The 24,341-nt window shown below is 58.6% G+C and carries 22 protein-coding genes and 1 pseudogene; 11 read left to right on the forward strand and 12 right to left on the reverse strand.

Annotated elements, in window-relative coordinates; all coding sequences use genetic code 11:
• Positions 1 to 34: 34 nt before the first annotated feature.
• Both arcD and KGB03_RS17170 read left to right on the forward strand, forming a co-directional pair.
• Entirely contained in the window at positions 35 to 1,525 is a 1,491-nt protein-coding gene (gene arcD / locus KGB03_RS17165; protein ID WP_218535974.1) for an arginine-ornithine antiporter, read from the forward strand.
• 88 nt (positions 1,526 to 1,613) lie between these two features.
• Entirely contained in the window at positions 1,614 to 2,156 is a 543-nt protein-coding gene (locus KGB03_RS17170) for an Hsp20/alpha crystallin family protein (protein ID WP_192410593.1), read from the forward strand.
• 122 nt (positions 2,157 to 2,278) lie between these two features.
• On the opposite strand, the gene KGB03_RS17175 is transcribed toward KGB03_RS17170, so the two are convergent.
• Positions 2,279 to 2,938 (reverse strand): c-type cytochrome, encoded by a 660-nt coding sequence (locus KGB03_RS17175; RefSeq protein WP_192410592.1) that lies wholly within the window; start codon positions 2,936 to 2,938, stop codon positions 2,279 to 2,281.
• Between the two features lie 410 nt (positions 2,939 to 3,348).
• Here KGB03_RS17175 and KGB03_RS17180 point away from each other — a divergent pair, with 410 nt between their 5' ends.
• A complete protein-coding gene (locus KGB03_RS17180) occupies positions 3,349 to 4,716 on the forward strand; it encodes an erythromycin esterase family protein (RefSeq protein WP_218535972.1) in 1,368 nt (455 codons plus the stop codon).
• 16 nt (positions 4,717 to 4,732) lie between these two features.
• On the opposite strand, the gene KGB03_RS17185 is transcribed toward KGB03_RS17180, so the two are convergent.
• The 4 genes from KGB03_RS17185 to groL all read right to left on the reverse strand — a co-directional run bounded on the left by KGB03_RS17185 (position 4,733) and on the right by groL (position 8,999).
• The gene (locus KGB03_RS17185; RefSeq protein WP_218535970.1) at positions 4,733 to 5,389 is read right to left on the reverse strand and encodes a dienelactone hydrolase family protein; all 657 of its coding nucleotides are present in this window, start codon (positions 5,387 to 5,389) and stop codon (positions 4,733 to 4,735) included.
• Complete coding sequence (locus KGB03_RS17190) at positions 5,382 to 6,089, reverse strand: phosphoribosyltransferase (RefSeq protein WP_218535968.1); 708 nt, start codon at positions 6,087 to 6,089, stop codon at positions 5,382 to 5,384. The genes KGB03_RS17185 and KGB03_RS17190 overlap by 8 nt, the downstream gene beginning before the upstream one ends.
• 58 nt (positions 6,090 to 6,147) lie before the next feature.
• Positions 6,148 to 7,029, reverse strand: a complete 882-nt coding sequence (locus KGB03_RS17195) for a universal stress protein (protein WP_218535966.1) — start codon at positions 7,027 to 7,029, stop codon at positions 6,148 to 6,150.
• Between the two features lie 353 nt (positions 7,030 to 7,382).
• Positions 7,383 to 8,999 (reverse strand): chaperonin GroEL, encoded by a 1,617-nt coding sequence (groL, locus tag KGB03_RS17200; protein ID WP_223527791.1) that lies wholly within the window; start codon positions 8,997 to 8,999, stop codon positions 7,383 to 7,385.
• Between the two features lie 622 nt (positions 9,000 to 9,621).
• Between groL and KGB03_RS17205 the strand changes: the two genes are divergently transcribed.
• Both KGB03_RS17205 and KGB03_RS17210 read left to right on the forward strand, forming a co-directional pair.
• Entirely contained in the window at positions 9,622 to 9,855 is a 234-nt protein-coding gene (locus tag KGB03_RS17205; RefSeq protein WP_111448910.1) for a hypothetical protein, read from the forward strand.
• A 142-nt stretch (positions 9,856 to 9,997) separates the two neighbouring features.
• Positions 9,998 to 10,102: pseudogene (locus tag KGB03_RS17210) on the forward strand (carbamate kinase); the annotation flags it as partial.
• Positions 10,103 to 10,146: 44 nt separating this feature from the next.
• Here the strand turns inward: KGB03_RS17210 and KGB03_RS17215 are convergent.
• The 3 genes from KGB03_RS17215 to KGB03_RS17225 all read right to left on the reverse strand — a co-directional run bounded on the left by KGB03_RS17215 (position 10,147) and on the right by KGB03_RS17225 (position 12,861).
• A complete protein-coding gene (locus tag KGB03_RS17215) occupies positions 10,147 to 11,508 on the reverse strand; it encodes an MBL fold metallo-hydrolase RNA specificity domain-containing protein (protein WP_223527794.1) in 1,362 nt (453 codons plus the stop codon).
• Positions 11,509 to 11,607: 99 nt separating this feature from the next.
• Positions 11,608 to 12,528 carry a universal stress protein gene (locus KGB03_RS17220; RefSeq protein WP_223527930.1) on the reverse strand — a complete coding sequence of 307 codons (921 nt, stop codon included), beginning with the start codon at positions 12,526 to 12,528 and terminating at the stop codon, positions 11,608 to 11,610.
• Between the two features lie 78 nt (positions 12,529 to 12,606).
• Entirely contained in the window at positions 12,607 to 12,861 is a 255-nt protein-coding gene (locus tag KGB03_RS17225) for an Lpp/OprI family alanine-zipper lipoprotein (RefSeq protein WP_192410586.1), read from the reverse strand.
• A 234-nt stretch (positions 12,862 to 13,095) separates the two neighbouring features.
• Here KGB03_RS17225 and KGB03_RS17230 point away from each other — a divergent pair, with 234 nt between their 5' ends.
• The 3 genes from KGB03_RS17230 to KGB03_RS17240 all read left to right on the forward strand — a co-directional run bounded on the left by KGB03_RS17230 (position 13,096) and on the right by KGB03_RS17240 (position 16,140).
• Positions 13,096 to 13,743, forward strand: a complete 648-nt coding sequence (locus KGB03_RS17230; protein WP_111448912.1) for a BON domain-containing protein — start codon at positions 13,096 to 13,098, stop codon at positions 13,741 to 13,743.
• 63 nt (positions 13,744 to 13,806) lie between these two features.
• Entirely contained in the window at positions 13,807 to 15,648 is a 1,842-nt protein-coding gene (gene ftsH / locus KGB03_RS17235; protein WP_223527797.1) for an ATP-dependent zinc metalloprotease FtsH, read from the forward strand.
• Between the two features lie 66 nt (positions 15,649 to 15,714).
• Entirely contained in the window at positions 15,715 to 16,140 is a 426-nt protein-coding gene (locus tag KGB03_RS17240) for a potassium channel family protein (protein WP_111448914.1), read from the forward strand.
• Positions 16,141 to 16,214: 74 nt separating this feature from the next.
• On the opposite strand, the gene KGB03_RS17245 is transcribed toward KGB03_RS17240, so the two are convergent.
• Both KGB03_RS17245 and KGB03_RS17250 read right to left on the reverse strand, forming a co-directional pair.
• Positions 16,215 to 17,099, reverse strand: a complete 885-nt coding sequence (locus tag KGB03_RS17245; RefSeq protein WP_218535957.1) for a universal stress protein — start codon at positions 17,097 to 17,099, stop codon at positions 16,215 to 16,217.
• A 51-nt stretch (positions 17,100 to 17,150) separates the two neighbouring features.
• Complete coding sequence (locus KGB03_RS17250; protein ID WP_223527800.1) at positions 17,151 to 19,526, reverse strand: phosphoketolase; 2,376 nt, start codon at positions 19,524 to 19,526, stop codon at positions 17,151 to 17,153.
• 251 nt (positions 19,527 to 19,777) lie between these two features.
• Here KGB03_RS17250 and fnr point away from each other — a divergent pair, with 251 nt between their 5' ends.
• Together fnr and KGB03_RS17260 are read left to right on the forward strand one after the other, a co-directional pair.
• A complete protein-coding gene (gene fnr / locus KGB03_RS17255) occupies positions 19,778 to 20,521 on the forward strand; it encodes a fumarate/nitrate reduction transcriptional regulator Fnr (protein ID WP_223527803.1) in 744 nt (247 codons plus the stop codon).
• A 24-nt stretch (positions 20,522 to 20,545) separates the two neighbouring features.
• Positions 20,546 to 21,529 (forward strand): zinc-dependent alcohol dehydrogenase family protein, encoded by a 984-nt coding sequence (locus tag KGB03_RS17260; protein WP_223527806.1) that lies wholly within the window; start codon positions 20,546 to 20,548, stop codon positions 21,527 to 21,529.
• Here KGB03_RS17260 and KGB03_RS17265 read toward each other — a convergent pair.
• Positions 21,519 to 22,430, reverse strand: a complete 912-nt coding sequence (locus KGB03_RS17265; protein ID WP_223527807.1) for a universal stress protein — start codon at positions 22,428 to 22,430, stop codon at positions 21,519 to 21,521. The genes KGB03_RS17260 and KGB03_RS17265 overlap by 11 nt on opposite strands.
• Before the next feature lie 222 nt (positions 22,431 to 22,652).
• Here KGB03_RS17265 and KGB03_RS17270 point away from each other — a divergent pair, with 222 nt between their 5' ends.
• A complete protein-coding gene (locus KGB03_RS17270; protein ID WP_218535950.1) occupies positions 22,653 to 23,216 on the forward strand; it encodes a GNAT family N-acetyltransferase in 564 nt (187 codons plus the stop codon).
• A gap of 55 nt (positions 23,217 to 23,271) precedes the next feature.
• On the opposite strand, the gene KGB03_RS17275 is transcribed toward KGB03_RS17270, so the two are convergent.
• Positions 23,272 to 24,195, reverse strand: a complete 924-nt coding sequence (locus tag KGB03_RS17275; RefSeq protein ID WP_192410577.1) for a universal stress protein — start codon at positions 24,193 to 24,195, stop codon at positions 23,272 to 23,274.
• Positions 24,196 to 24,341: the final 146 nt, after the last annotated feature.

Raw genomic sequence — 24,341 nt, forward strand, 5'->3', positions numbered from 1 at the left:
TGAGTGCAGAAACTTTCGTTTCGTGGAGGCTCCCATGGCTACGCACCTGCAAGGCACCCAGCCGGTCATCCCGCCGACTGCCCACCCACTTGCAGGCAGTTTGCGAAAGGTGGAACCCAAACGCTTGTCCTTGAGCCTGCTGATTGCCCTGGTGGTCGGTTCGATGATTGGCAGCGGCATTTTCAGCCTGCCGCAAAACATGGCGGCCAGCGCGGGTGCCGGGGCGATCCTGATTGGTTGGCTGATCACCGGCGTCGGCATGCTGTCGCTGGCACTGGTCTATCAGACCTTGTCCAACCGCCAACCAGCACTGGATAACGGGGTGTTTGCCTATGCACGCGCCTTGGGTGGCGAATTCCTCGGGTTCAATTCAGCCTGGGGCTACTGGATCAGCGCCTGGATCGGCAACGTCAGCTACCTGGTGATTTTGTTCGCGGCCCTGAGTTATTTCTTCCCGCTGTTCGGTGAAGGCAATAACAAAGCAGCGATTGCCGGCGCGTCCGTGGTGTTGTGGTCGTTGCACTGGATGATCCTCAGAGGGATGCGCACCGCGGCCCGGGCCAACGCGTTGACCACGGTAGCCAAGATCGTACCGTTGCTGCTGTTTATCGGTCTGGTGATCGCGGCCTTCCAGCGTGAAACCTTCACTGTCGATTTCTGGGGCTCGCCCGCGCTGGGCAGCACCCTCGATCAAGTCAAAAGCACCATGCTGGTCACCGTTTGGGTGTTCATCGGGATCGAAGGCGCCAACGTGTTCTCCGCCCGCGCCGCAGAACGCGCCAATGTCGGCCGCGCCACGGTCATCGGCTTTGTCATCACCCTGTTGCTGTTGATTGCAGTGTCGTTGCTCTCGCTGGGCATTCTCAGACAACCTGAACTGGCCGCCCTGAAAAACCCTTCGATGGCCGGCGTGCTTCAGGCTGCCGCCGGGCCGTGGGGCGCGGTGCTGATCAGCATCGGCTTGATCATTTCGGTGGGTGGCGCCCTGCTCGCCTGGACGCTGCTGGCGGCGGAATCGGTGTTCACACCGGCCAAGGAAAAGGTCATGCCGGGATCGCTTGCTGTGGAAAACACCCAAGGTGTACCGGCCAATGCGCTGTGGATCACCAACGGCTGCATTCAACTGTTCCTGTTACTGACGTTGTATTCGAGCGCCAGTTACCTCGCGCTGATTTCCCTGGCCACCTCAATGATTCTGCTGCCGTACCTGTTCAGCGGTCTGTATGCGCTGAAACTGACCTGGCAGGGCCAGACCTATGCCGGCCACCGCGCCCTGCAACTACGCGATATGGCCATCGCCTCGGTCGCCACGCTGTATTGCCTGTGGCTGCTGTATGCCGCCGGGCCTAAATACATGTTGCTCAGCGCTTTGCTCTACGCCCCCGGTTCATTGATTTACCTGGTCACTATGAAGACTCGTCAGGGGCAACCGCTCAGCGGCCCCGAGACGGGACTGTTGATCATCATCTGGGTGGCGGCGGCCTTCGCCGGCTGGATGTTGTGGTCCGGGACACTGTCCTTGTAGGGGCCAGTGTGGCGTGTTTGTTCTGTCGTGGTGGGCCGCCAAACGGGTGTTTGCGATCCATCTCTATTACCCAAGAGGAGGAATCAAAATGAGCAACAGCGAAAAAAAAGTGCCGGTTCATAGCGACGACAAAGCCAGTCAGCATCCAGTGGTAACAGACCTCTGGCGCCCCTTGGAAAAACTTCGGCAACAGGTCGATCACCTGTTCGAAGACTTCAATCGCGGCTCTGGGCTGTCGCCATTCGGTCGCGGGCTGTTCGATGTCGAGCCGCTCTGGCGTCGGGAACTGATCGCTCACAGCCTGCCTGCCGTGGACATCACCGAGAAAGACAAAAGCTTCGAAATCACTGCCGAACTGCCCGGTATGGATCAGAAAAACATTGAGATCAAACTGTCCAACGGCAGCCTGATCATCAAAGGCGAAAAGAAAGAGGACAAGGAAGAAAAAAGGAAGGGTTATCACCTCAGCGAGCGTCACTACGGTTCCTTCGAGCGGGTGTTCAACCTGCCCAAAGGGGTCGATGCCGATAAGATCGACGCGAGTTTCAGCAAAGGCGTGCTGAGCATCTCGCTGCCGAAAAAGCCCGAAGCCATGAAAGCGGATAAGGTCGTGCCGATCAAAGGCGAGTGAACCCCAGACCGCCCTGCCCCTTGCCGGGAAACCGGCGGGGGCTTTTTTTTCATTGAATCAGCCGATCTTGCGACCTTGTCATTGGTTTCAGTTCAAGCTCATTACAGTCACCTCGGAGACCACTATTTTTTGGCCCCGAGTGTCGCCATGTAATGAGCGACAGATTCGGCATCCGCATCAGACAGTGCGTGAGCAATCTGCTTCGTCAGGTCACCCCGGGGACGCTGGTTGGCTTGTTGAAAAACCTTGATCTGGCGAATCATATAATCGGCATGTTGACCCGCCAGGCGGGGAATCTCGCCACTGCCCTGACCGTCAGCACCATGGCACGAACTGCACTGCGCGATGCCCGCACCAGGCGAGCCCTGGCGAAAGATCAATTCACCGCGGGCATCAGGCGTGTCGGCATCCGCCTTCATGGGGCTCTGACTTGAAAAATAGTCGGCCAGCTCGGCAATCTGGGTCTCTGTCAGATGGGTAAAACCCCACATGTACTGAGTCCCGGCTTTATCGTTGCGTGCATGGCTCTTGAAGTCAGCCAGCTGCAACTTCAGGTACTCTTTTTGCTGCCCGGCCAACTTGGGAAACGTTGGCGAGATGGATTCCCCTGTCAGCCCATGGCATTGGGCGCAAACCTGGTCCGCCATGGCGATACCGGACATGGGCGACGTTGTTTGCGATGTCTCTTCGCTCGTACGGGTACAGCCCATGAGCGCTGCTACGCAGAGGGCAAGAGTAAGATGTGATCGGTTGAAAGAACTCTTCATGCCAAATGCTTCCATGATCTACGCCCCTGTGTTCAGCGGATCAATACGCGTCCTTCACTTACCGTTCAATGCCCTGCCCTGATGACCGCCCTAGGCTGGAGCCTAGCTAGACGCAGACCATTTACAAGGTCAAAGGAAAATGAGCCTTCCAAGCCTGCATTCGGAATAACGCCCATCGCGTCAGGTCATATTCAGCAGCCAACGAATACTGGATCCCGGTACCTACGCTTAAGGCATCGCGCTCTTTATTGACGAATCTCAATTGTTCGTCTGGTTCAAGGTGTAGGAATAATCAAACAGGTGACGAAGCAACACAAAGGCTTGCGCTTAAACACAATGTGTCGAGCCCCTGCCGATTGATTTCGGGCGGTTGAGCGCAAGCGCAATACCGCTGGCGGTAACCCACCCTTATGGGGATGACGGTCATGAACACACCCTCCCAAGACATGCTGGATAAACTGTATGGCTCACCTCGGCACATTGACCAGGCCGCCATCGCACCTCTTCTGCGCCAATACGCTGAGCCTCTGCCGGCGCTGGATTCATCCGCGTTTGGTGAAATGTTCGATCGCTACGCGGATGCGCGCGTGGTGATGATCGGTGAGGCCAGTCATGGCACCAGTGATTTTTATCGAACCCGGGCGGCGATTACCCAAAGGCTGATCGAGCGGCACGGGTTCAATATCGTGGCGGTTGAAGCAGACTGGCCGGACGCCGGCCACGTCGACCAGTACGTCCGGGGGTTGGCGCATTCCGCGTGGAAGCGCCACATTTTCAGCCGGTTCCCGACCTGGATGTGGCGCAACAGCGAGGTAAAGGCTTTCACCCACTGGCTGCATCAGTACAATCACCAGCACGCCGCTGACCGTCGCGTTGAGTTTCGCGGCCTGGATGTCTATAGCTTGCGCAACTCCATTCATGAAGTGCTGGCCTATTTGGACCGGGTCGACCCGCCTCTGGCCCATGAAGCCCGGCGGCGCTATGGCTGCTTGACCCCGTGGCAGGATGATCCCGCGCTGTATGGCCACTTCGTCGAACGTGGCGGTGTGATGCCCTGTGAACAAGCGGTGATCGAACAGCTCAACGCCATGCTGGCCGAACAACTGGCGGGGCTCATCCAGAACGACGAGGCGTTCTTCAATGCGGCGCAAAACGCCCGCGTGGTGCAGGCGGCGGAGCAGTATTACCGGGCGATTTATCGAGGGTCCACCGCCTCGTGGAACCTGCGTGACCGGCACATGTTCGACACACTACGGGCCCTCCTTGAGCACCGGGGCCCGCAAGCCAAAGCTGTGGTCTGGGCGCACAATTCTCATATCGGCAACGCGGCCGCCACGGAAATGGGCTGGAAGGGCCAATTCAACATCGGTCAGCTGTGCCGCAGCGCCTATGGACGCGATGTCGTTCTGATCGGTATGAGCACCGACCGTGGCCAGGTGGCTGCGGCCGATGACTGGGACGGTGACATGCTGATCAAGGACATCCGGCCCTCTCGCCCGGACAGTTGGGAGCATCAGTTCCTCAAGGCGGGTGTGCCGGCGTCATTGACCGACTGGCGAGACCCAACGCGCAAAGAGTTGCGCCGGGTGTTGTCCAAACCGTTGCTGGAACGGGCCATCGGGGTGATTTACCGCCCCAAAACCGAGCGTGGCAGTCACTACTTCGAAGCGATGCTGGCCGAACAGTTCGATGCCATGATCTGGATTGAACAGACCCAACCCGTAACAGCACTGGCGCTGCCGAAAAGCCAGAAACTCGAACCGGAAGACGAAACCTATCCGTTTGGCGTGTGAGGCCGATCAAGCGTTTTCAGTCGGGGCCGTGCAGATGCTTCTCGAACCAGTCGCCAGCGAGTCTGGCGACTTCCTCAAGGGCCCCCGGTTCTTCAAAAAGATGGGTAGCGCCCGCCACGATCTCCAGATGCTGCTCACACCGCAAGGCATGACAGCTTTGGTCATTCAGTTCGAGTACCACCGGGTCCTGGGCGCCAACGATCTGCAGAGTGGGCGCCCTCACCTGCGACAATGCCGCACCCGCCAGGTCGGTACGCCCTCCTCGGCTAACCACCGCATGCACCACCTCCGGGCGCACGGCCGCCGCCAACAACGCCGCCGCCGCACCGGTGCTGGCGCCGAACAGACCGATTCGTAGCGAGTGCAATTCCACGTCGCGACCGACCCAGTCGATGACCTCCACCAGTCGCCTGGCGAGCAAGGCGATATCGAAACGTAGCTCCCGGGTGAGGTTGTCCAGGCGTTGCTCTGGCTCCGTGAGCAGGTCGAACAGCAGCGACGCCAGCCCCCTGCTGGCCAGCGACTCTGCAACATACTGATTGCGCGGGCTTGTATGACCACTGCCGCTGCCATGCACGAAGACCACCAGAGCGCTGGCGTTGGTCGGCAGACGCAAATCGGCTGATAACTCAACGTCCCTCAGGTCCAGCTGTCGATATTGCGACTCAGTCATCGACGTTCCCCTGAGTCGAGGCGCTGGTGGCAGACTCTCGCTGCCAGGCCCGCATTAACAAATCTATGACCTCTTCGTCTGAAGTCTGGGGAAATCTCAAGTACCAATAACCGATCGACATCATCCACTCGGGAATCAGCGGGCAGATCACCTCGTTGACTTCACTGCGCAGTGCCTCCACCGTTTCCAGCGGCGCAACCGGCACGGCGACGACGATGCGAGACGGTGCTTGTATTCGCACGGCGTGGATTGCCGCCATCATCGAGGCCCCGGTTGCCAGGCCATCGTCGATCAGGATCACCACCTGATCCTTCAGTCGCACGGGGGGGCGGGTTCCGCGGTACACCTGCTCACGACGCAACAGCTCCTGTGTTTCGCGCGCGAGCACGGCATCGAACGCGGCCGGGGTAATGGGGTGCGCCCGCAAGGCGTCTTCATTAATGATTTGTATACCGCCACTGGCAATGGCGCCCATGGCGAACTCCGGCTGGGACGGAACGCCCAGCTTTCGGACCAGCATCAGGTCCAGGCGCACGTCCAGGGCCTTGGCCACTTCATAGGCGACCGGAACGCCGCCACGGGGCAAGGCGAGGACGATGACATCGGGTCGATGGGCGTATTTGAGCAACGGTTCCACCAGACGTCGACCGGCTTCTGCCCGGTCCTCCAATGTGGTTTGCAATGAGGGGCTTTGACTCATGAAAAACCTCCTCAGGCAATGACGCCTGTCGTTTCGTTACAACATGGCCTTGTCCGTTCTAGACCGCCAGAACACTACAAGGCACCTGGTACAGAATATGTTCGGTCGTACTGCCCAGCAGCTTCTCCAGGCCGTGGTACTGGACTCTGCCCATCACGATCACATCCACCTGCTGCTCGTTGGCAAAATCGCTCAACGCCGAGACCGGGTGTCCGAGAACGAAATGCCGGCGGTCAGAGGGTACGCCGTACAGACCGGCCAGTTTGATGAACGATTGTTCCTCGGTTGTGCGCAACTCTTTGGTGATGTCTGAAAGCGCGAGACCACCCATGTCCGCCAGATACACCCCCGAAAGATCGCAGGCATACAGCAGGTGCAACTCGGCATCACACTGCAACGCCAGGTTGGTGGCTTGTTGAATGATCCGCTCATTCAGTTCGCTGTTTGCAGGCTCGGTGTCCGAAACGTCAACCGCCGCCACGACCTTGCGTGGCAAGGCATGACCGCCGCCCACCAGATAGACCGGTATCGGGCAGTGGCGCAGCAAGTGCCAGTCCAGCGGGGTGAAAAACGCGCGCTTGAGCGCTGATTCTTGCTGGATTTCCTTAATCAACAGGTCGGGCTGCAGTTCCTTGACGTGATCCAGGATGTCTTGCTCCATGTCATCAGCCCAAGCCACCTCGGTGGTCACCTCGATCCCTCTGCCACGCAGAAGTTTGGACTGGTCCTCCAGCCAATCGCGATGGTCCTGCAGGTAACGCGCCCGAGCCTTTTCCCGGTCGCCTTCTTCGAGCAGCGACAACAGTTTCAACGCAGGAATCAACGTCGCAATATGCAAACGTGCACCGCTGGCCTTGGCGAGCGCTGCTGCATGGTCGATTGCCGGAGAATGGCGCAGGGCCAGGTGGATGATGAGTAACAACTGTTGATACTGGCTCATGGTCTGACTCCAGGCAGAGGGCTTCAACGCCTGCCGTTGGCCTCGTAGGGCTCAGCCGGTGCGTCCACGCCGGACCAAGCACCAGCGTTGATTCAGGTTGCTCCTCTGGAAAGTGCCTGACGTTGATAAATATCAACTACCGGCGTGAGCCCCCGTAAGAGGAGCAGCCTTTCATTCCACCGTACTTGATCACTATCAATCGGAGCGCGCCTTCCCTTCTTCACACTGCCGAAAAGTCCGCAGATGGCGTGGAGGCGAGAGTGAACAACCTGCACGGCGAAAACCCGCAGCTCAGTCACCTGGCGTTGATCGAGACGTCCTCGTATACGTGAGCGTTACCCCTTTCACAGCCATCACTCAGGGAACGGTGGCTGGCCAGGTGATTCCTTTTCCGGAATATCAGTCATGGTCGCCTCGGTCAGCAGCAAGATACTGGCGACTGAAACAGCATTTTCGAGGGCAATACGCACCACCTTGGTCGGATCAATGATGCCGGCTTCATACATGTCGACATAGCAATTGGCGGACGCATCGAAGCCAATGTTCCCAGGTTCCGCAAGCATCCGTGCAACCACGACGCCGGCATCCACTGCCGAATTTTCAGCGATGAGTCTGGCCGGCGCTTCCAGCGCCCGGCGAAGAATCTGCAAGCCGGTCCTGGCATCACCCTCATAGCGGGCCTCTTCGGCCGCGATAATCGGGACGGCCTTGAGCAGCGCAAGACCACCCCCCGGAACAATGCCTTCGGCGATCGCCGCCCGGGTCGCTGAGATAGCATCATCCAGTGCATCCTTGCGTGCCTTCATTTCGGCTTCGGAAGGCGCTCCGACCCGGATCACCGCGACACCACCAGACAGCCTGGCCAGTCGTTCCTGAAGCTTTTCACGGTCGTAGTCGCTGGTGGTGCTGTCTATTTGCGCACGGATCTGCTGCAAACGCGCCTCAATGGCCTCGTGTGTACCGGCGCCCCCGATCAGCGCTGTGCTGTCTTTTTGCACCACGACTCGATGTGCACGTCCCAACTGGTTCAGTTCCACCTGTTCGAGGGTGACGCCCAGTTCGTTGGAAACCACCGTTGCCCCGGTCAGAACGGCCATGTCCTGAAGCATTTCCTTGCGCCGATCCCCAAAGCCTGGCGCCTTGATTGCCACCGCTCGCAGAACACCTCTTATCTGGTTGACGACCAGTGTGGTCAACGCCTCACCTTCGATGTCGTCTGCGATCAACACCAGCGGTTGCCCGCTTTTGGCAACGAGTTCGAGCAAGGGCAGTAAGTCTTTGAGTGCACCGATCTTATGGTCACAGAGCAACAAGTAGGCGTCATCGAGTTCGACCTGCATCTTCTCGGCATCGGTGACGAAATAGGGTGAGACATAACCCCGGTCAAACCGCATGCCTTCCATGACTTCGACCACTGTTTCGGTGGTCTTGGACTCCTCGACACTGACGACGCCTTCAACGCCGACCTTTTCCAGGGCGTCTGCCACCAGCTGACCGATGACGGCATCGTTATGCGCCGACAGCGTGGCGACCTGGGCCTTTTCCTTGGGCGTGCTGACCGGGCGCGACTGGGCGGCGAGGGATTCCACGACCAACAACAGCCCACGATCCAGGCCGCGCTTGAGGTCGATCGCACTGGCACCCGCAACGACGTTGCGGATGCCATCGGCCAGGATTGCATGGGCCAGCACCGTTGACGTACTGGTCCCGTCCCCTACCGCATCGCCTGTGCGCTCGGCCGCCTGACGCAGCATTTGCGCACCCAGGTTTTCCTCGGGGTCGAGCAGGTCAATGCGTTTGGCGATCGTGACACCATCATTGCAAACCGTCGGATTGCTCCACTTATTCTGGATCAATACCGATTTTGATTTCGGCCCCAGCGTCACGCGCACGGCATCCGCCAACTGTGTGGCGCCACTCAGGATTTTCTCGCGAGCTGCAGCACGAAACACGATTTTAGTGTGAGCCATCAGGGTGCTCTCCTGGCCAGTTTTACAACAAGTACGTTTTCTCAGCTTCTATGAACTGGCCCGTGCGACGTTGACTTTTATCAACAAACTCACAACGCCACCGCGCCCCAAATCGCCCAAAGAATGCGCGCACCCTCGGGATGACCGACTGTCAGTTCACGTCCCGGAATTGACAACGATCAATTCGCGCAGCAAGAAACCGAGTCCAAATGACGGTGTGTGTTCAGCAGGCTGAAAGGAGAAGGGATCTGTTTTTCGGTCACGGTTTCACGGTTATAGGTGAGTTTTTTTCCCATTTGATGCGCGAGGAAAAAAGCCATGGACAAGTTTCAGCAAAGTCAAAAAAGCAAGCTGTTCAAAACATCCACTCATGATCCGTATTGCTTGCAGCGGGTTGCGGGTTGAGGGTTGAGGGTTGAGGGTTGAGGGTTGAGGGTTGAGGGTTCAGCCATCTGCCCGCAGTGTGACGCGGTCTATCAAGCCGGGAACCGGGCTTGGAAACACCCTGAAAAACGACTGGACACGTGACGAATAGAACCGGGCGCGGTTGTCTCAATATGGAAAGTTGAGGGGGACCAGGACACCCAGCTCACCTTCTTGTGCTTCCAGAAGGAGTACGACCATGGTCATCAATGAATCAGCCATGCCGCATTCAGCCAACCTTGAATCGAGCAGCCGCAGCAGGGCGTTGTTTTTTGAAGCCGACCGTTTGAACGATCAAGCCTACGCACTGTTGAACGAGCCCGTTTCGACGCAAACCATCCATAAGTTTTCTGACGCGAAAAAACGGGCGGATGAAAAATACCGACAAGCCTGGCAGGAATGGTTGCATACCAGGGACAAGAACAACCGATGACAGCGCGTGAATGCTTGTGCCACGCCCTCCCCATCATCCAGAGACAGGCGTGACGGATCTGCGATGGCGCTTCGAACGCTGACGACGGTAGAAAATACGCTACACACATTCAGCTGACACCATGTACACCAGGCTGATCGTCAACACCGGCAAAGTGGCGGCCATCGGCTCATTGGCCGACATTGAAGGCCTCGTCAACGGCACCGCTGGCACTCAGGTCAGTACAGCCGAGGAAGGTATCCGTTTTCACTCACCTCAAGACGGCTTCCATCCCCGCTCGCCAGGACCGGTTTACTGGGTCAGCTCAACACTGTCGCGATACTCCGGCACCGAGACCGACCACCCCAGCTCCAGGCTGATACGTCGACGCAGCACATCCGAGGCATTGGGTTCGCCGTGCACCACGTAAGTGTGTTTCGGCGGCCGCTTGAACCCGCGCAACCACTGCATGATTTCATCGGCGTCGGCGTGCGCGGACAGGGTTTCCATCGGCACCACCTCGGCCCTGATCGGCACATCCTTGCCGTGAATGCGCACCGAAGGCGCACCTGCGACAATTTGCGCGCCACGGGTACCGCCGGCCTGGAAACCAGGTACGAGTAACGTATTGATCGGGTTGGGGGCCAGCGCCTTGAGGTGGTGGATTACCCGCCCCCCCGTGGCCATGCCGCTGGCAGCGATAATCACCGCCGGGGTGCGCTGCTGATCCAGCTTGATCGAATCTGCGGTGGTGCGCACGAACTGCGCGACGTGACACATGCCTTCGCATTCTTCGGGGGACAAACGGTGCTCGCTGCGAAAACGCTGGTACAAACTCGTGACGTCGGTGGCCATCGGGCTGTTGAGATAGATCGGCACATCGGGAATCGCGTGTCGTTGTTTCAGCCGATACAGGTGGTACATCAACAGTTGGGCGCGCCCTACTGCGAACGACGGAACCAAGGTGATGCCATGACGCAGCGTGGTGCGGGTGATGACTTCAGCCAATTGCGCCTCCGGCGACTCGACTGGATGCTTGCGATCACCATAGGTCGATTCCACGAGCAGATAATCAGCCTGCTCGACGATTTCTGGAGCGAACATCAATGGATCATCCGGCCGCCCCAGATCCCCTGAACAGACCAGCGTGATGCCATCGGCGATCACCTCCACCGTCGCTGCACCCAAAATATGCCCGGCACAACGAAGCTGGATGGTCATGCCTGGGACAATTTCGACCTTGTGGTGCAACTCCACGGGCCGTAACAGTTTCAGTGCCCGCTCGGCATCTTGCTCGGTATAAAGCGGCAACGCCGGGTTGTGTCGGGAGAAACCATGCCGATTGGCGAACTCGGCGGCCTCTTCCTGCAAGCGGCCGCTGTCCAATAGCAGGATCCTCGCCAGTTCACAGGTGGCGGGCGTGGCATACACCGGCCCACGGTAACCGCTGCGCACCAAGACGGGCAGGTAGCCGCTGTGATCCAGATGGGCATGGGTCAGGACGATAGCGTCGAGGTTCTCAACCGGAAGCTGGAACGGGTCCCAGTTATGCAACCGCAGTTGTTTATAGCCCTGGAACAGGCCGCAATCGATCAGTACGTGTTGGTCGCGGTGTTCCAGCAGGTATTTGCTGCCGGTGACCGTGCCTGCTGCACCGAGAAATGTCATTCGCATGGCCGCCTCCTTGAACATTCATGGGAGCGCTATTGATCGCTCCTTTTGGCGCAAGAGCCGTTGATTTTTATCAACGACGGGTGCGACCGGGTCGTCGTTTCAGTCAACCCAAGGCAATGGCTTGACGATCGTCAAGCTGCACGGGGCCCTGTTCAGTACGCTCTCGGCAGTACTGCCGATCAACCTGTCGATCCCGTGGTGATAGACCGTACCCAGCACCACCATGTCGAATGCATTCTGTTGGGCGAAAAGTCCGATCACCTTGTGGGGAATGCCGGTCAGTAGATGCTGGCATTTTTTTTTAATGCCATAGCGTTCGACAAGTACCTCAAAAGCTTCCTCCTGGGCATCGTTGACCGCGTCTCTCAAACTGTTATCCAGACTCGGTGTCGGCACACTCCTCGTCGCGTCGCCCATCACCGACCAGTTGTTGACATTCAACACGTGCAAGGCGGCGTCACAGGAGGCCGCCAACGTTGAGGCGAGGTCGAGAATCCGGTCATTGAGCCCTTGGGTCAGCTCCTCCAGATGGGACAGATCGATGGTCGCGAGAATCTTCAACGGTTTGGGATTTTTAGCTTCAGTAACCAGATGCAAGGGGGCCGGACAGTTGCGCAGCAACAGCCAGTCCAGAGGACGATGGAATGCGCGATCGAGTGCCGGTACGTGCTGGGTGTCCTTGATCACCAGATCCGCATGGAAGTCATTGACGTACTCAAGGATATTCGCCGGGGTGGACTTGGCCCAGACAACCTCGGTGGTGACCGGCAACCCGATGCATCGTTGAAACCGGGCTTGTTGCTCCAGCCAGTGTCGATGCACCTGCAAGTAGCCCTCCCGTGCCTGGGCCATCGCATCGTGATCAAACAGCCCGGCCACCGCCAGCGCCTGCACATAGTCGAACGCGACGATGTGCAACAAGGCTCCGGTGGCACAGGCCAGTGCATGCGCCCGGTCAAACGCCGGGGTGCGGGTCATTTCGGTGGGGGCAATCAATAGGATACGTTTAAGTTTCAACATCATAGACCTCGTCCTTGGAACGCGTTACCTGGCGGACTGCAAACCCGACTTCCTGTCAGGAATTCGTACAATCGCTCATTACTTGCGAGTCGCCTTATTGGTCATCCGACTGGCACGCACCTTCTCTTCATCGGCCGTGCGTAGCGCCTGACTGGCCGTTGCCTGCGCCTGTTCCGCCTTCATATAGGCCTCATCGGCCCTGAGCCTCGCCGTTGCGGCATTGTTTTCGGCGGCCTCCAATCGGGCGTCGAATTCCTGAGTGCGCTGATGACTGCAACCGGCAGTCGCGGCCAACAGAACGCTCAGCAATACAAAGGGCAAGCGCTTATTCATGACTTTTTCCTCTTGGTCTATCTCAACTGGAAAAGCTTCAGATCGTTGCCCCAAGTATCTGACTCCATCACCTGCACACTCTGATTTTTGTCAACTAATGGCCCGCTGGCGATTAATGAAGAACTCACTGAAGCCTTGTTGATTTAACTCAATGTCTTGGCGCCGTTCGGGCGTAAAAAAAACCAACCGGGCGCGTGCGACCCATCAATTGCGCATCAAACAGAGGACACCGTCATGAGCGACTTGAGTCTGCGTAAGACCATTTTGGAAGAGCTTGAATTCAAGCCTGAAATCGACGCTGCCCACATTGGCGTTGCCGTGGACAATGGCGTTGTCACCCTCTCCGGTCACGTCAACAGCTATGCACAGAAAGTCAGTGCAGAGCGCGCGGTAAAAGGCATCAAAGGGGTGCGCGCTGTGGCCGAAGAAATCCAGGTCAGGCTGGAGAAAGGGGCCGGCACAGCGGACGACACCATCGCGAGCCGCGCCTTGAACATCATCAAATGGAGTGCCGACGTTCCCGACGGTGAGATAAAAGTTATCGTGCAGAACGGGCGGATCACCCTTGAAGGCGAAGTGGACTGGCAGTACCAGAAAGAAGCCGCCGAGCGCGCTGTGCGCAAGTTGTCCGGCGTGGTCTGTGTGGACAATCGACTCACCCTCGTCCCCCGAGTGGATGTGGTCGATATCCAGCATCGCATTGAAGAAGCCCTCAAGCGCAACGCCGAAGTCGACGCCAAGGAGATTCACGTCAGGGTCGATGGGGATGTGGTGAGGCTGGAAGGCAAAGTTCATTTGTGGCGCGAGCGCCGAATAGCGGAACGGGCGGCCTGGTCGGTGCCCGGGGTGAGGGAGGTGGAGGATCGTTTGCTGCTTGCTTGAGCCGATCACCCGGGAACCTGCGATCTGCCTGTTCGACCCATGCCTCCTTTCTGAGCGAAGGTCATGAAAAAAAATCACCAATGGAACCTGTCTTACTTCGCGATCGCGTTTGTCGTGCTCACCCTCGTTCAATTTCTGTTTATTGATCGTCGTGTCGTGCAGAGCATTCCATACAGTCAGTTTCTGCAATTGCTGAACGAGCAAAAGGTCAGCGATTTACGGGTCGAGAAGGATCAGATCAGCGGCAAACTGCAGGAACCCATTGACGGGCACAACCTGTTCTCCACCGTGCGGGTCGATCCGGCGCTGGCGACGGATCTCGCGCAATCGGGTGTCGGCTTTACCGGGGTTAACGAAAACACCTTTTTGAATGGACTGCTGGGCTGGCTGCTGCCGTTTTTCCTGATCATGGTGATCTGGCATTTTCTGTTTCGCGCCATGGCGGAAAAACAAGGCATAGGCGGGTTGATGAACATCGGCAAGTCTCGGGCCAAGGTGTTCGTCCAGCGCGATACCGGGGTGACCTTCGCCGATGTCGCGGGTATCGATGAAGCCAAGGCCGAATTGGTAGAAATCGTCTCTTTTCTCAAGGACAAGGCCAAATACGCACGCTTGGGGGCGCACATTCCCAAGGGTACGTTGTTGGTCGGTCCGCCGGGAACCGGCAAAACCCTGGTGGCCAAAGCCATCGCGGGTGAAGCCGGTGTGCCGTTTTTCTCGATCTCTGGATCAGAATTTGTCGAAATGTTCGTTGGCGTGGGTGCCGCCCGTGTGCACGACTTGTTCGAGCAAGCGCGGCAGGCGGCGCCCTGCATCATCTTCATCGACGAACTGGATGCGCTGGGCAAAATGCGAGGCGTTGGCGCATTTGGCGGCAATGACGAAAAGGAGCAAACCCTCAACCAGTTACTGGCAGAACTGGACGGATTCGATCCCCGTGAGGGCGTTGTATTACTGGCCGCGACCAATCGGCCAGAGATCCTGGACCCGGCGCTGCTGCGAGCCGGCCGGATCGACCGCCAGGTGCTGATTGATCGCCCGGACCGTAAAGGCCGGCAAGCGATCCTCAAGGTCCATCTTCAAAAAATCACTGTGGAGCCGCGGCTGGATGGCGAGCGTATTGCCGACATCACCACGGGCTTCACGGGCGCTGATCTGGCAAACCTGGTCAACGAAGCGGCAATCGTGGCCACTCGTCGTGGCGCCGAAGCGGTCAGCCTGAATGACTTCACGGCGGCAGTGGAACGTATCGTCGCGGGGGTTGAACGCAAGAGCAGCGTGCTACATCCCGACGAGCGCCAGGTGGTGGCGTATCACGAAATGGGGCATGCCCTGGCCGCCAGTAGCCTGCCCGCCATGGACCCCGTCCATAAAGTCTCAATTGTGCCCCGCTCCATTGGCTCTCTGGGCTATACGCTGCAGCGACCGACCGAAGATCACTTCCTCATCAGTTGCCAAATGCTCAAGGACCGGATCGTGGTCCTGATGGCCGGACGCGCCGCCGAATACCTTGCTTATGGCCAGATTTCTACCGGGGCTGCCGATGACCTGGCCCGCGCCACTGATATCGCCCGACAATTGATCACCCGGTTTGGCATGAGTACCGAACTCGGACAGTCGGTGCTGGAGCGGCAAAGCGCGACCTATCTGGGCGATCGTATGCAGGGCGTTGGCGAGAAAGACTATTCGGAACAAACGGCCAGGGAAGTTGACCTGGGTATTCGTGCCCTGCTCGATGAAGCCTTTGGGCGGGCAAAAGCCCTGCTCGCCAGTCGCCGGGGAGATCTGGACGCTGGTGCACACCTGTTGGTGGAGAAAGAAACCCTGACGCCGGAAGAGTTTTCACCGCTCATGCCGATCAAACCCGCCCCGCTATCCACCCCACTGACCGTGACGCCACCCTGAGGAGCGTGTCTTGTTGTCACCCCTTAGTGCGGAACACCGCGCATCCGCTACCGCCGGAGGTTCGCCATGCTGGCAGTCACCTTGATCAACACACTGGTGGTCATCATCGCCGTGGTGATCCACTACGAATGCCTGTTACGTCTGAACGATTGGCTGCCGCGGCTCAAGCTTTGGAGCCGTTTCAGGATTGTCGTCGGGGTATTCGGCGCCCTGCTGGCCCACGCGTTAGAAGTCTGGTGCTTCGCGCTGGTCTATTACCTGATGGTGCGCTCCGGCGAATGGGGCGGCCTGACCGGCAACTTCGATGGTTCGCTGCTGGACTGCGTGTACTTTTCCTTCACGACCTACACGACAATCGGTTTCGGCGATATTTCACCCGTCGGCAATCTCAAGTACCTGACCGGCCTGGAAGCGCTGACGGGTCTGGTGCTCATAACCTGGACGGCCTCGTTTCTATTTCTCGAAATGCAGAAATACTGGAAGAGCAAATAGCACGCGCAGGCATCGGACGCTCTCTGCCAGATCCGCCTGGCGGTCTGGCATAAACGGCCTGAGTCTCTTCAGACTCAGACCGCCAGGACGCTGCAAGGCACCTGATACAAAATATGCTCGGTTGTGCTGCCCAGAAGCTTGTCCACTCCATGGGACTGGACTTTGCCCATCACAATCACATCCACTTGATGATCGTGGGCGAACTCGCTCAGCGCCGTGACGGGGTTTCCTAAAATGAAATGTCGATGATCAGAGGCCACACCATACCGGCCGGCCAACTTGAGGAAAGACTTCTCCAGGTCTCGGCGCAGCGCTTTGGTGAGGTCAGCCAGCGTCAGCCCTCCCATGTCCGCCAGAAAGGCGGCGGAAATGTCGCAGGCGTACAGCAAATGCAACTCGGCATTACATTGCATGGCCAAAGCGGTAGCTTGCTGGATAATCCGCTCGTTCAACTCGTTGTCTGGCGCTTCGGTGTCCGACACTTCGACCGCCGCCACAATTTTACGCGGCAACACGAAGCCGCTTCCGCTCACCAGATAAACCGGTACCGGACAGTGGCGCAACAAATGCCAATCCAGAGGCGTGAAAAAGGCGCGCTTGAGCGCTGATTCATGCTGAACTTCCTTGATCAACAGATCGGGTTGCATTTCCAAGACGTGATCAAGAATGTCCTGCCGCAGGTCATCAGCCCAATCCACCTCTGCGGTCACGTCCAGCCCCCTGCCACGTAGATTAGTTGTCTGAGCGCTCAGCCAATCGCGATGGTCCTGCAGGTAACGCTCCCGAGCCTTTTCCCGTTCGCCCTGTTCGAGCAGCGACAACATTTTCAACGAAGGAATCCAGGCAGCAATGTGCAAACTCGCGCCGCTGGCCTTGGCCAGAGCGGCAGCATGGTTGATTGCCTGGGAATGGCGCAGGGCCGGGTTGATAATCAGTAACAACCGCTGATACTGGCTCATGATCTGTCTCCAGTCAGGTGGGTATTCGGCGCCGCGCGGCCCTGTCGGACCTCAGCGACCCGCCACTGGCGTCCATTGCCAGTTCAGTACTTCGGGCATGTCCTGCCCGTGCTCAATGAGGTAAAGCTTGTGTTTCTCCATGGTCGACCAATAGCGCGCCCTAGCGGTTTGCAATTGATCGTGCAACCGGGGCACGCGCTCGATGACGTCCAGCGCCAATTGATAGCGATCCAGGTTGTTGATCACCGCCATGTCGAACGGTGTTGTGGTCGCGCCCTCCTCCTTGAAGCCACGGACGTGGAAATTCTCGTGATTGTTGCGTTTGTACAACAGTCGGTGGATCAGCGCAGGGTAGCCATGGAAGGCGAAGATCACCGGTTTGTCGACGGTAAACAATTCATCGAACGCACTGTCCGGTAAGCCATGGGGATGCTGGTAAGAGGGCTGCAGCACCATCAAGTCCATGACATTGACCACCCTCACCCGCAGATCCGGCACGTACTCACGCAACAGGGTCACGGCGGCCAGGGTTTCCAGGGTCGGGACGTCACCGGCGCAGGCCATGACCACGTCCGGGTCTTGATCATCCTGGCACGCCCAGTCCCATCGACCGATGCCCGTCTGGCAATGACCGATGGCGGCATCGATATCCAGCCACTGCCATTCCGGTTGCTTGCCGGCGACGATGACATTGATGTAGTTGCGGCTGCGCAAGCAGTGATCGGCGACCGATAGCAGGCAATTGGCATCGGGCGGCAGGTAGATCCGCACCACGTCCGACTTTTTATTCGCCACCAGATCGATGAACCCCGGGTCCTGGTGGGAGAAACCGTTATGGTCCTGGCGCCAGACATGGGACGTCAGCAAATAATTGAGCGAAGCAACGGGTTTTCGCCACGGCACCTCGGCAGCGGTTTTCAGCCATTTGGCATGCTGATTGACCATCGAATCGACGATATGAATGAACGCCTCGTAACAGGACAGCAAACCATGGCGGCCTGTCAGCAAATAGCCTTCGAGCCAACCCTCGCACACCTGTTCACTGAGGATTTCCATCACTCGGCCATCGGCTGCCAGGTTGAGATCATCGGGCTCCAGCGGTTCCATCCATGCCTTGGCACTGACCTCATAGACTGCATCCAGTCGGTTTGAAGCGGTTTCATCCGGGCCGAACAGACGAAAGTTGCTGGCACCCAGACTGTTTTTCATCACGTCGCGCAAAAACGTACCCAACACCCGTGTGGCCTCGGCGCGCAGGCTGCCAGGCACCTCGAGTTTCACCGCATAGTCGGTGAATCGCGGCAGGCCCAGCGGCTGCAATAACAACCCTCCGTTAGCATGGGGATTGGCGCTCATGCGCCGGTGCCCGGTGGGGGCCAACGCGGCGATCTCTGGCAGCAAGGCGCCATTGGCATCAAACAGTTCGTCGGGACGATAGCTTTTGAGCCATTCCTCCAATTGCCGCAGATGAATCGGCTGCTGGAAATCGGCCAGCGGCACTTGATGCGCGCGCCAGGTGCCTTCGACGCGATGACCATCGACGAATTTCGGGCCGGTCCAGCCTTTGGGCGTGCGCAATATCAGCATTGGCCAAAGCGGCCGTTCTGGCGCTCCGGACTGCCGAGACTGGCGCGCTTCGCGCTGAATCTCGCGGATTTTCAGCACCATCGTATCCAGAGTCCGGGCCAGGGCCTGGTGCACCTGCGCCGGATCATCGCCTTCAACAAAATACGGATCGTAACCATAGCCATACATCAGCGCTGACAGTTCATCCTCACTGATTCTGGACAGCACCGTGGGGTTGGCGATTTTGTAGCCGTTGAGGTGCAGGATCGGCAATACCGCCCCGTCACGCGCCGGGTTGAGGAATTTGTTGGAATGCCAACTGGCGGCCAGCGTCCCCGTTTCGGCCTCACCGTCACCGATCACACAGGCGACGATCAGGTCAGGATTATCAAACGCGGCCCCGTAGGCATGGGCCAGGCAATAGCCCAGTTCGCCGCCTTCATGGATCGAGCCCGGAATCTGCGCCGACACATGGCTGGAGATCCCGTAAGGCCAGGAAAACTGCCGAAACAGGCGAACCAGACCGTTGGTATTGCACTCCACCGATGGACAAAATTCGGTATAGGTGCCTTCCAGGTAGGTCTGCGCGACAACCGCTGGCCCACCATGACCGGGGCCGGCGACGAAGAGCATGTTCAAGTCGTACTGGTTGATCAGTCGATTGAGGTGCGTGTAGATCAGGTTAAGCCCCGGCGTCGTGCCCCAATGACCCAGCAACCGCGGTTTGATGTGCGCCAGGGTTAGCGGTTGCTTCAGCAGCGGGTTGTCCTTGAGGTAAATCTGCCCGACGGCCAGATAATTGGAGGCCCGCCAATAGGCATCCAGCCCTTCCAGTTGCTCATCACTCAGAAAATCGCTCATGAAGTTCTCCCCAACGGTCCGACCTACCGATAGTCATTCGTGGATTCTGGGAGTCTGAAACGCTCAAGACTTGATTTACATCAAGTCTCACCGCCGGCGATCAAGTTGAATGGCGTGGGACGCTATGAACATCGACCCACAGGATGCGGGTTTTCCCCGTTCGTCGATTACCCCGGCAAACGCCCGAATGAGGTGCGCGCCCCAAAGCCCCCCATCTATGCTTAGAACATCCCTAGATGGCGTCCCCTCTCATGCCTGAAACTCGCCCACTTCAAGTTCATTACCTCAAGGCCGCGTGCTCCAACTGCAGCGTGTTGGAGTTGTGCCTGCCGATTGGCTTGAGCGGCGCGGAAGTCGAGCGACTGGATACGCTGATCGTGCAGCGCTTCAAGGTTAAAAAGGGGGCCGCGTTGTACCGCACAGGTGATCCATTGCGCTCGCTGTACGCCGTGCGTATCGGCTCGTTCAAAACCAGTGTGCTCTCGGTGGATGGTCGTGAACAGGTCACGGGTTTTCACATACCCGGCGAGATGCTCGGTCTGGACGCCATCAGCGCCGATGAGCATGCCTGCAATGCGTTTGCCCTTGAGGACAGCGAAGTCTGCCCCATCCACTTTGCGCAACTGGAGAAACTCGCGCAAAGCCTGCCGTCGCTGCAACACAACCTTAACAGGCTCCTGAGCCGTGAAATCGTGCGTGATCACAGCATGTTGATGCTCATGGGCAATATGAACTCGGATGAGCGGCTGGCGGCTTTTCTGCTGAACCTGTCGCAACGTTTCAGTATCCGTGGCTATTCCTCCAAGGAATTCGTGCTGAAAATGCGTCGTGAAGAAATCGGCTCCTACCTGGGGCTGCGACTGGAAACCATCTGCCGTGGTATTGCGCACCTGCGGGATCAGGGACTGGTAGAAATATCGGGCCGAGACGTCAAAATCCAGAACATGGAAGGGCTCAAGCAGCTGGTCGCGGGCTGTCATCGCGCCCCACGCTGACACCCGCACGTCTGGAGAATCCTCATGCGTGCCATGGTTCTGCATATTCCCGGCCAGCCGTTGCAACGGGAAGAGCGCCCCATCCCGACACCCGGCCCATACCAACTGCTAATCAAAGTCCTGGCTTGCGGCGTGTGCCGCACCGACCTGCACCTGGTGGACGGTGAGTTACCACAAGCGGTACTGCCGCGGGTGCCGGGACATGAAATCATCGGTGAAGTCACCGCAGTGGGCGCCGAAGTTACACCCGGCTGGATCGGCCAGCGGGTGGGCGTTCCCTGGCTTGGCTGGACCTGCGGCCAGTGCGTGTTCTGCCGCTCGGGCCGGGAGAATCTGTGTGATCAAGCGCAGTTCACCGGTTGTCATCTGGACGGTGGTTACGCCGAATACACCGTTGCCGACAGGCGTTTCTGTTTCCCTATTCCCGAGGTGCTCTCGGACATTCAAGCGGCACCGCTGCTGTGTGCCGGGCTGATCGGCTTTCGGGCCCTGCAAATGGCCAAAGACGCACGCCACCTGGGCCTTTATGGTTTCGGGGCAGCGGCACATTTGGCCATTCAGGTGGCGCGGGGCCGGGGGCAGCAGGTGTATGCCTTCACCCGACCGGATGACAACGAAGGCCAGGCCTATGCCCGCTCACTGGGCGCCGAATGGGCCGGCCCTTCGGATCAGCCTCCGCCACACCTGCTCGATGCCAGCCTGATTTTCGCCCCCGTAGGCGCGCTGGTGCCGGCGGCGCTGGCCGTCACAGTCAAGGGCGGCTGTGTGATTTGCGCCGGTATTCATATGAGCGATATCCCCGCTTTTCCTTACCGCCTGCTGTGGGGCGAGCGCAGCGTCCGTTCGGTGGCCAACCTGACCCGCGAAGACGGCACGAGGTTTTTTGAAGAGTTGCAGCGCACTCCCGTGCACTGCGACATCACCCGTTTTGCTCTGGACGACGCCAATCAGGCACTGGCGTACTTGAGGGCAGGTCGGTTCAATGGCGCGATCGTGCTCACTCCCTGATGCGCGACCTGACCGCCAGAATACTGCCCGGCACCGAATACAGCGCCCGTTCGGTATTGCTGCCGATCAAGCGGTCGATCCCCACCCGGTGCACCGTGCCCATCACCACCACATCGGCCAGGTATTGCTCGACAAACTCACTGATCACCGGCACCGGCAGGCCCATGACGAAATGCCGACGCTCCGGTGGAACGCCGTAACGATCGGCCAGGGTGACGAAGGCCAGATGCAGGGATTCACGCAGCTCCTCAACGTAGTCCACGCTCCAGCCACCGCCGACCAGCGGCGCATCGCCATTGAAGGCTGGCGACAAGTCATAGGCGTAAAGCAGGTGCAGCGGCGCGTCGCATTGCAAGGCCAGTGCGTTGGCGGTCTGAATGATCGTGTCGTTCAGGCCACTGATCTGGGTTGAGGGGTCGAACGGGTCCACCGCGGCGACGACCCGGTGCGGCAAACCGTAACGGGCCTGATTGACCAGGTGCACGGGGATCGGGCATTCGCGCAGCAAGTGGCAATCGAGCGGAGTGATGAACACCCGCTTGAGCGCTGGCTCCAGGGTGACATCCTTGATCAGCAGGTCGGGCTTGAGGTCTTCGACCGCGTTCAATATATCCAGCAGCGGATGGGTCGTGAACACGACTTTGACCGTCACCTCCAGCCCCAGGCCACTGAGTCGCTCGAGCTCTTCGGCCTCCCAGCGGCGATAGCGGCGCAGATAGCGCTCATACCCTGCGTCGTCGATTTTCTCTTCCCACACATGCACGATCGGCGCGGGTTCGACAAAAGCACGCACCTCCAGCACGGCGCCACTCGCCTTGGCCAGCGCGACGGCACGCAGCATGGCTGGGGACTGATGCAGGGTTTGGTCGGCGATCAGCAACAAACGTTGATATTGACCCATCACACACCTCAGCTCGACACCGGTCATTAAGCGCCGGAGGTTCCAAGATGCGCTCGTTGCCCCCTCCCCCAGGTTGATTTACATCAAACACGCGTAAATGAATGCCACGTTACGTCTCTCTGATCCAGATCAGATTCTGACGCCGGCGGCAGCGTAGAAAGGAACGAACCGCGGAATTTGTCACCGCGCGCCAATCTTTCAAACCGGATGGAGGACCACCCCATGCTCACTGTCAAAGACCACAATGATCGGGCCGCTGCCGCCTACGCCGCGGTGACCGGACAATACTGGATTGAAGCGCTCAAGGATGGTCGTCACGTGCTGATCCGGCCGCTGGCGGAAAAAGACCGCGAGCGTGAATACGCTTTTATCAAACGGCTGTCACCCGAGTCCCGGCACATGCGTTTTCTTGCGCAAATCAACGAGCCCGGCGCCGCCATGCTCAATCAGTTGATGGACACCGACAACAAACAGCGCATGGCCTACATCGCGCTGGTCCACGAAAACGGCCAGTTGATCGAGATCGGCGTCAGCCGCTACGCCGCCACAGCCGAGCATGAATGTGAATGCGCCGTAACGGTCGCCGATGAATGGAAGCACCTGGGGCTTGGCACGTTACTGATGGAGCATCTGATCAAGTCCGCCCGCAAGAACGGTTTTCGTCAGATGTATTCGGTGGACGCCTCCAGCAACGCGCAGATGCGCGACCTGGCCAAGGCCTTGGGTTTCGAGAGGCATAATGATCCTGATGACAGCCGTCAGGTCATTCATCGTCTTTACCTGTAAAAAAATCGCCCCGCGATGTTCCGGCCAACGGTTCATTGCGGGGCGATTCAAGCGCTCAGGATTGCAGCATCTTGCCCGGTTTTATCGCCAGCACACTGCATGGCGCCCGATGCAGGAGTTGTTCGGCGGTGGTCCCCAGTAGCTTGTTCAACCCCTTGTGCTGCACCGTTCCCATTACGATGACATCGGTGCGGTGGTCGGTGGCGAAATCACAAATACTCGACACTGGTGCGCCCTCAATGAAGTGCCGACATTCCGGTGGCACGCCGTGACGCTCTGCCAGGGCCGCAAATGCCTCGGCCTGAGCCACGCCCAACGCTTCATAAACCCCGACGGCCAGCGGCAGCGCACCGAATCCCATGTCCTGCGCATACACGGCCGTCCAGTCAAAGGCATGCAGCAGTTCCAGCCGGGCATCGCACTGTTCAGCCAGCTTGGTCGCAGCGTCGATAATCTGGTCGTTGAACACATGGTCCTGGTCTTCGCTGCGCAACACATCGACGATGGCCAGCACGTTGCGGGGGCGTGGGTTGAGGGCATTGGTCACCAGATGCACCGGCACCGGACAATCGCGCAGCAACTGCCAGTCCAGCGGCGTAAAAAACACCCGTTTCAATGCCGATTCTTCCTGGGCATCCTTGACGATCAGCGCCAGCGGCATCTCGTTGACGAAGTGCAGGATTTCCTCATAAGGATGTTGTACCCACACCACCTCACTGGTGACCTCGACCCCGTGTTTGTTCATCAGGCCGGCTTGCTCCGCGAGCCATTGCCGATGGGTTTGCAAATACCCGTCCCGGGCCAGGCTGATTTGTTCAGGGGCGAACAGGCCAGCCACCGCCAGGGCCTGCAAATAATCGAACGCCACAATATGCAACGGCAGTTGCATGGCGAGCGCCAACGCGGCGGCCCGGTCGAACGCGGGCGTGCGAGTCATGGCTGAGGGGGCTATTAACAGTAAACGCTGAATCTGCGACATGGGGCACCTCGGCACGCGGCCATCTGGATGAAGTGAACAGGCATCCAGATTGAGCGTTCCTGTCTGGGACGACTTGATCTTTATCAGGAACTAACCGCATGTCGGACGGTTTTTTCCGTTCCCCGCCTGTTTGACAAAAATCAATC

The sequence above is a fragment of the Pseudomonas sp. BF-B-26 genome, from assembly GCF_019956495.1.
Lineage (GTDB): Bacteria > Pseudomonadota > Gammaproteobacteria > Pseudomonadales > Pseudomonadaceae > Aquipseudomonas.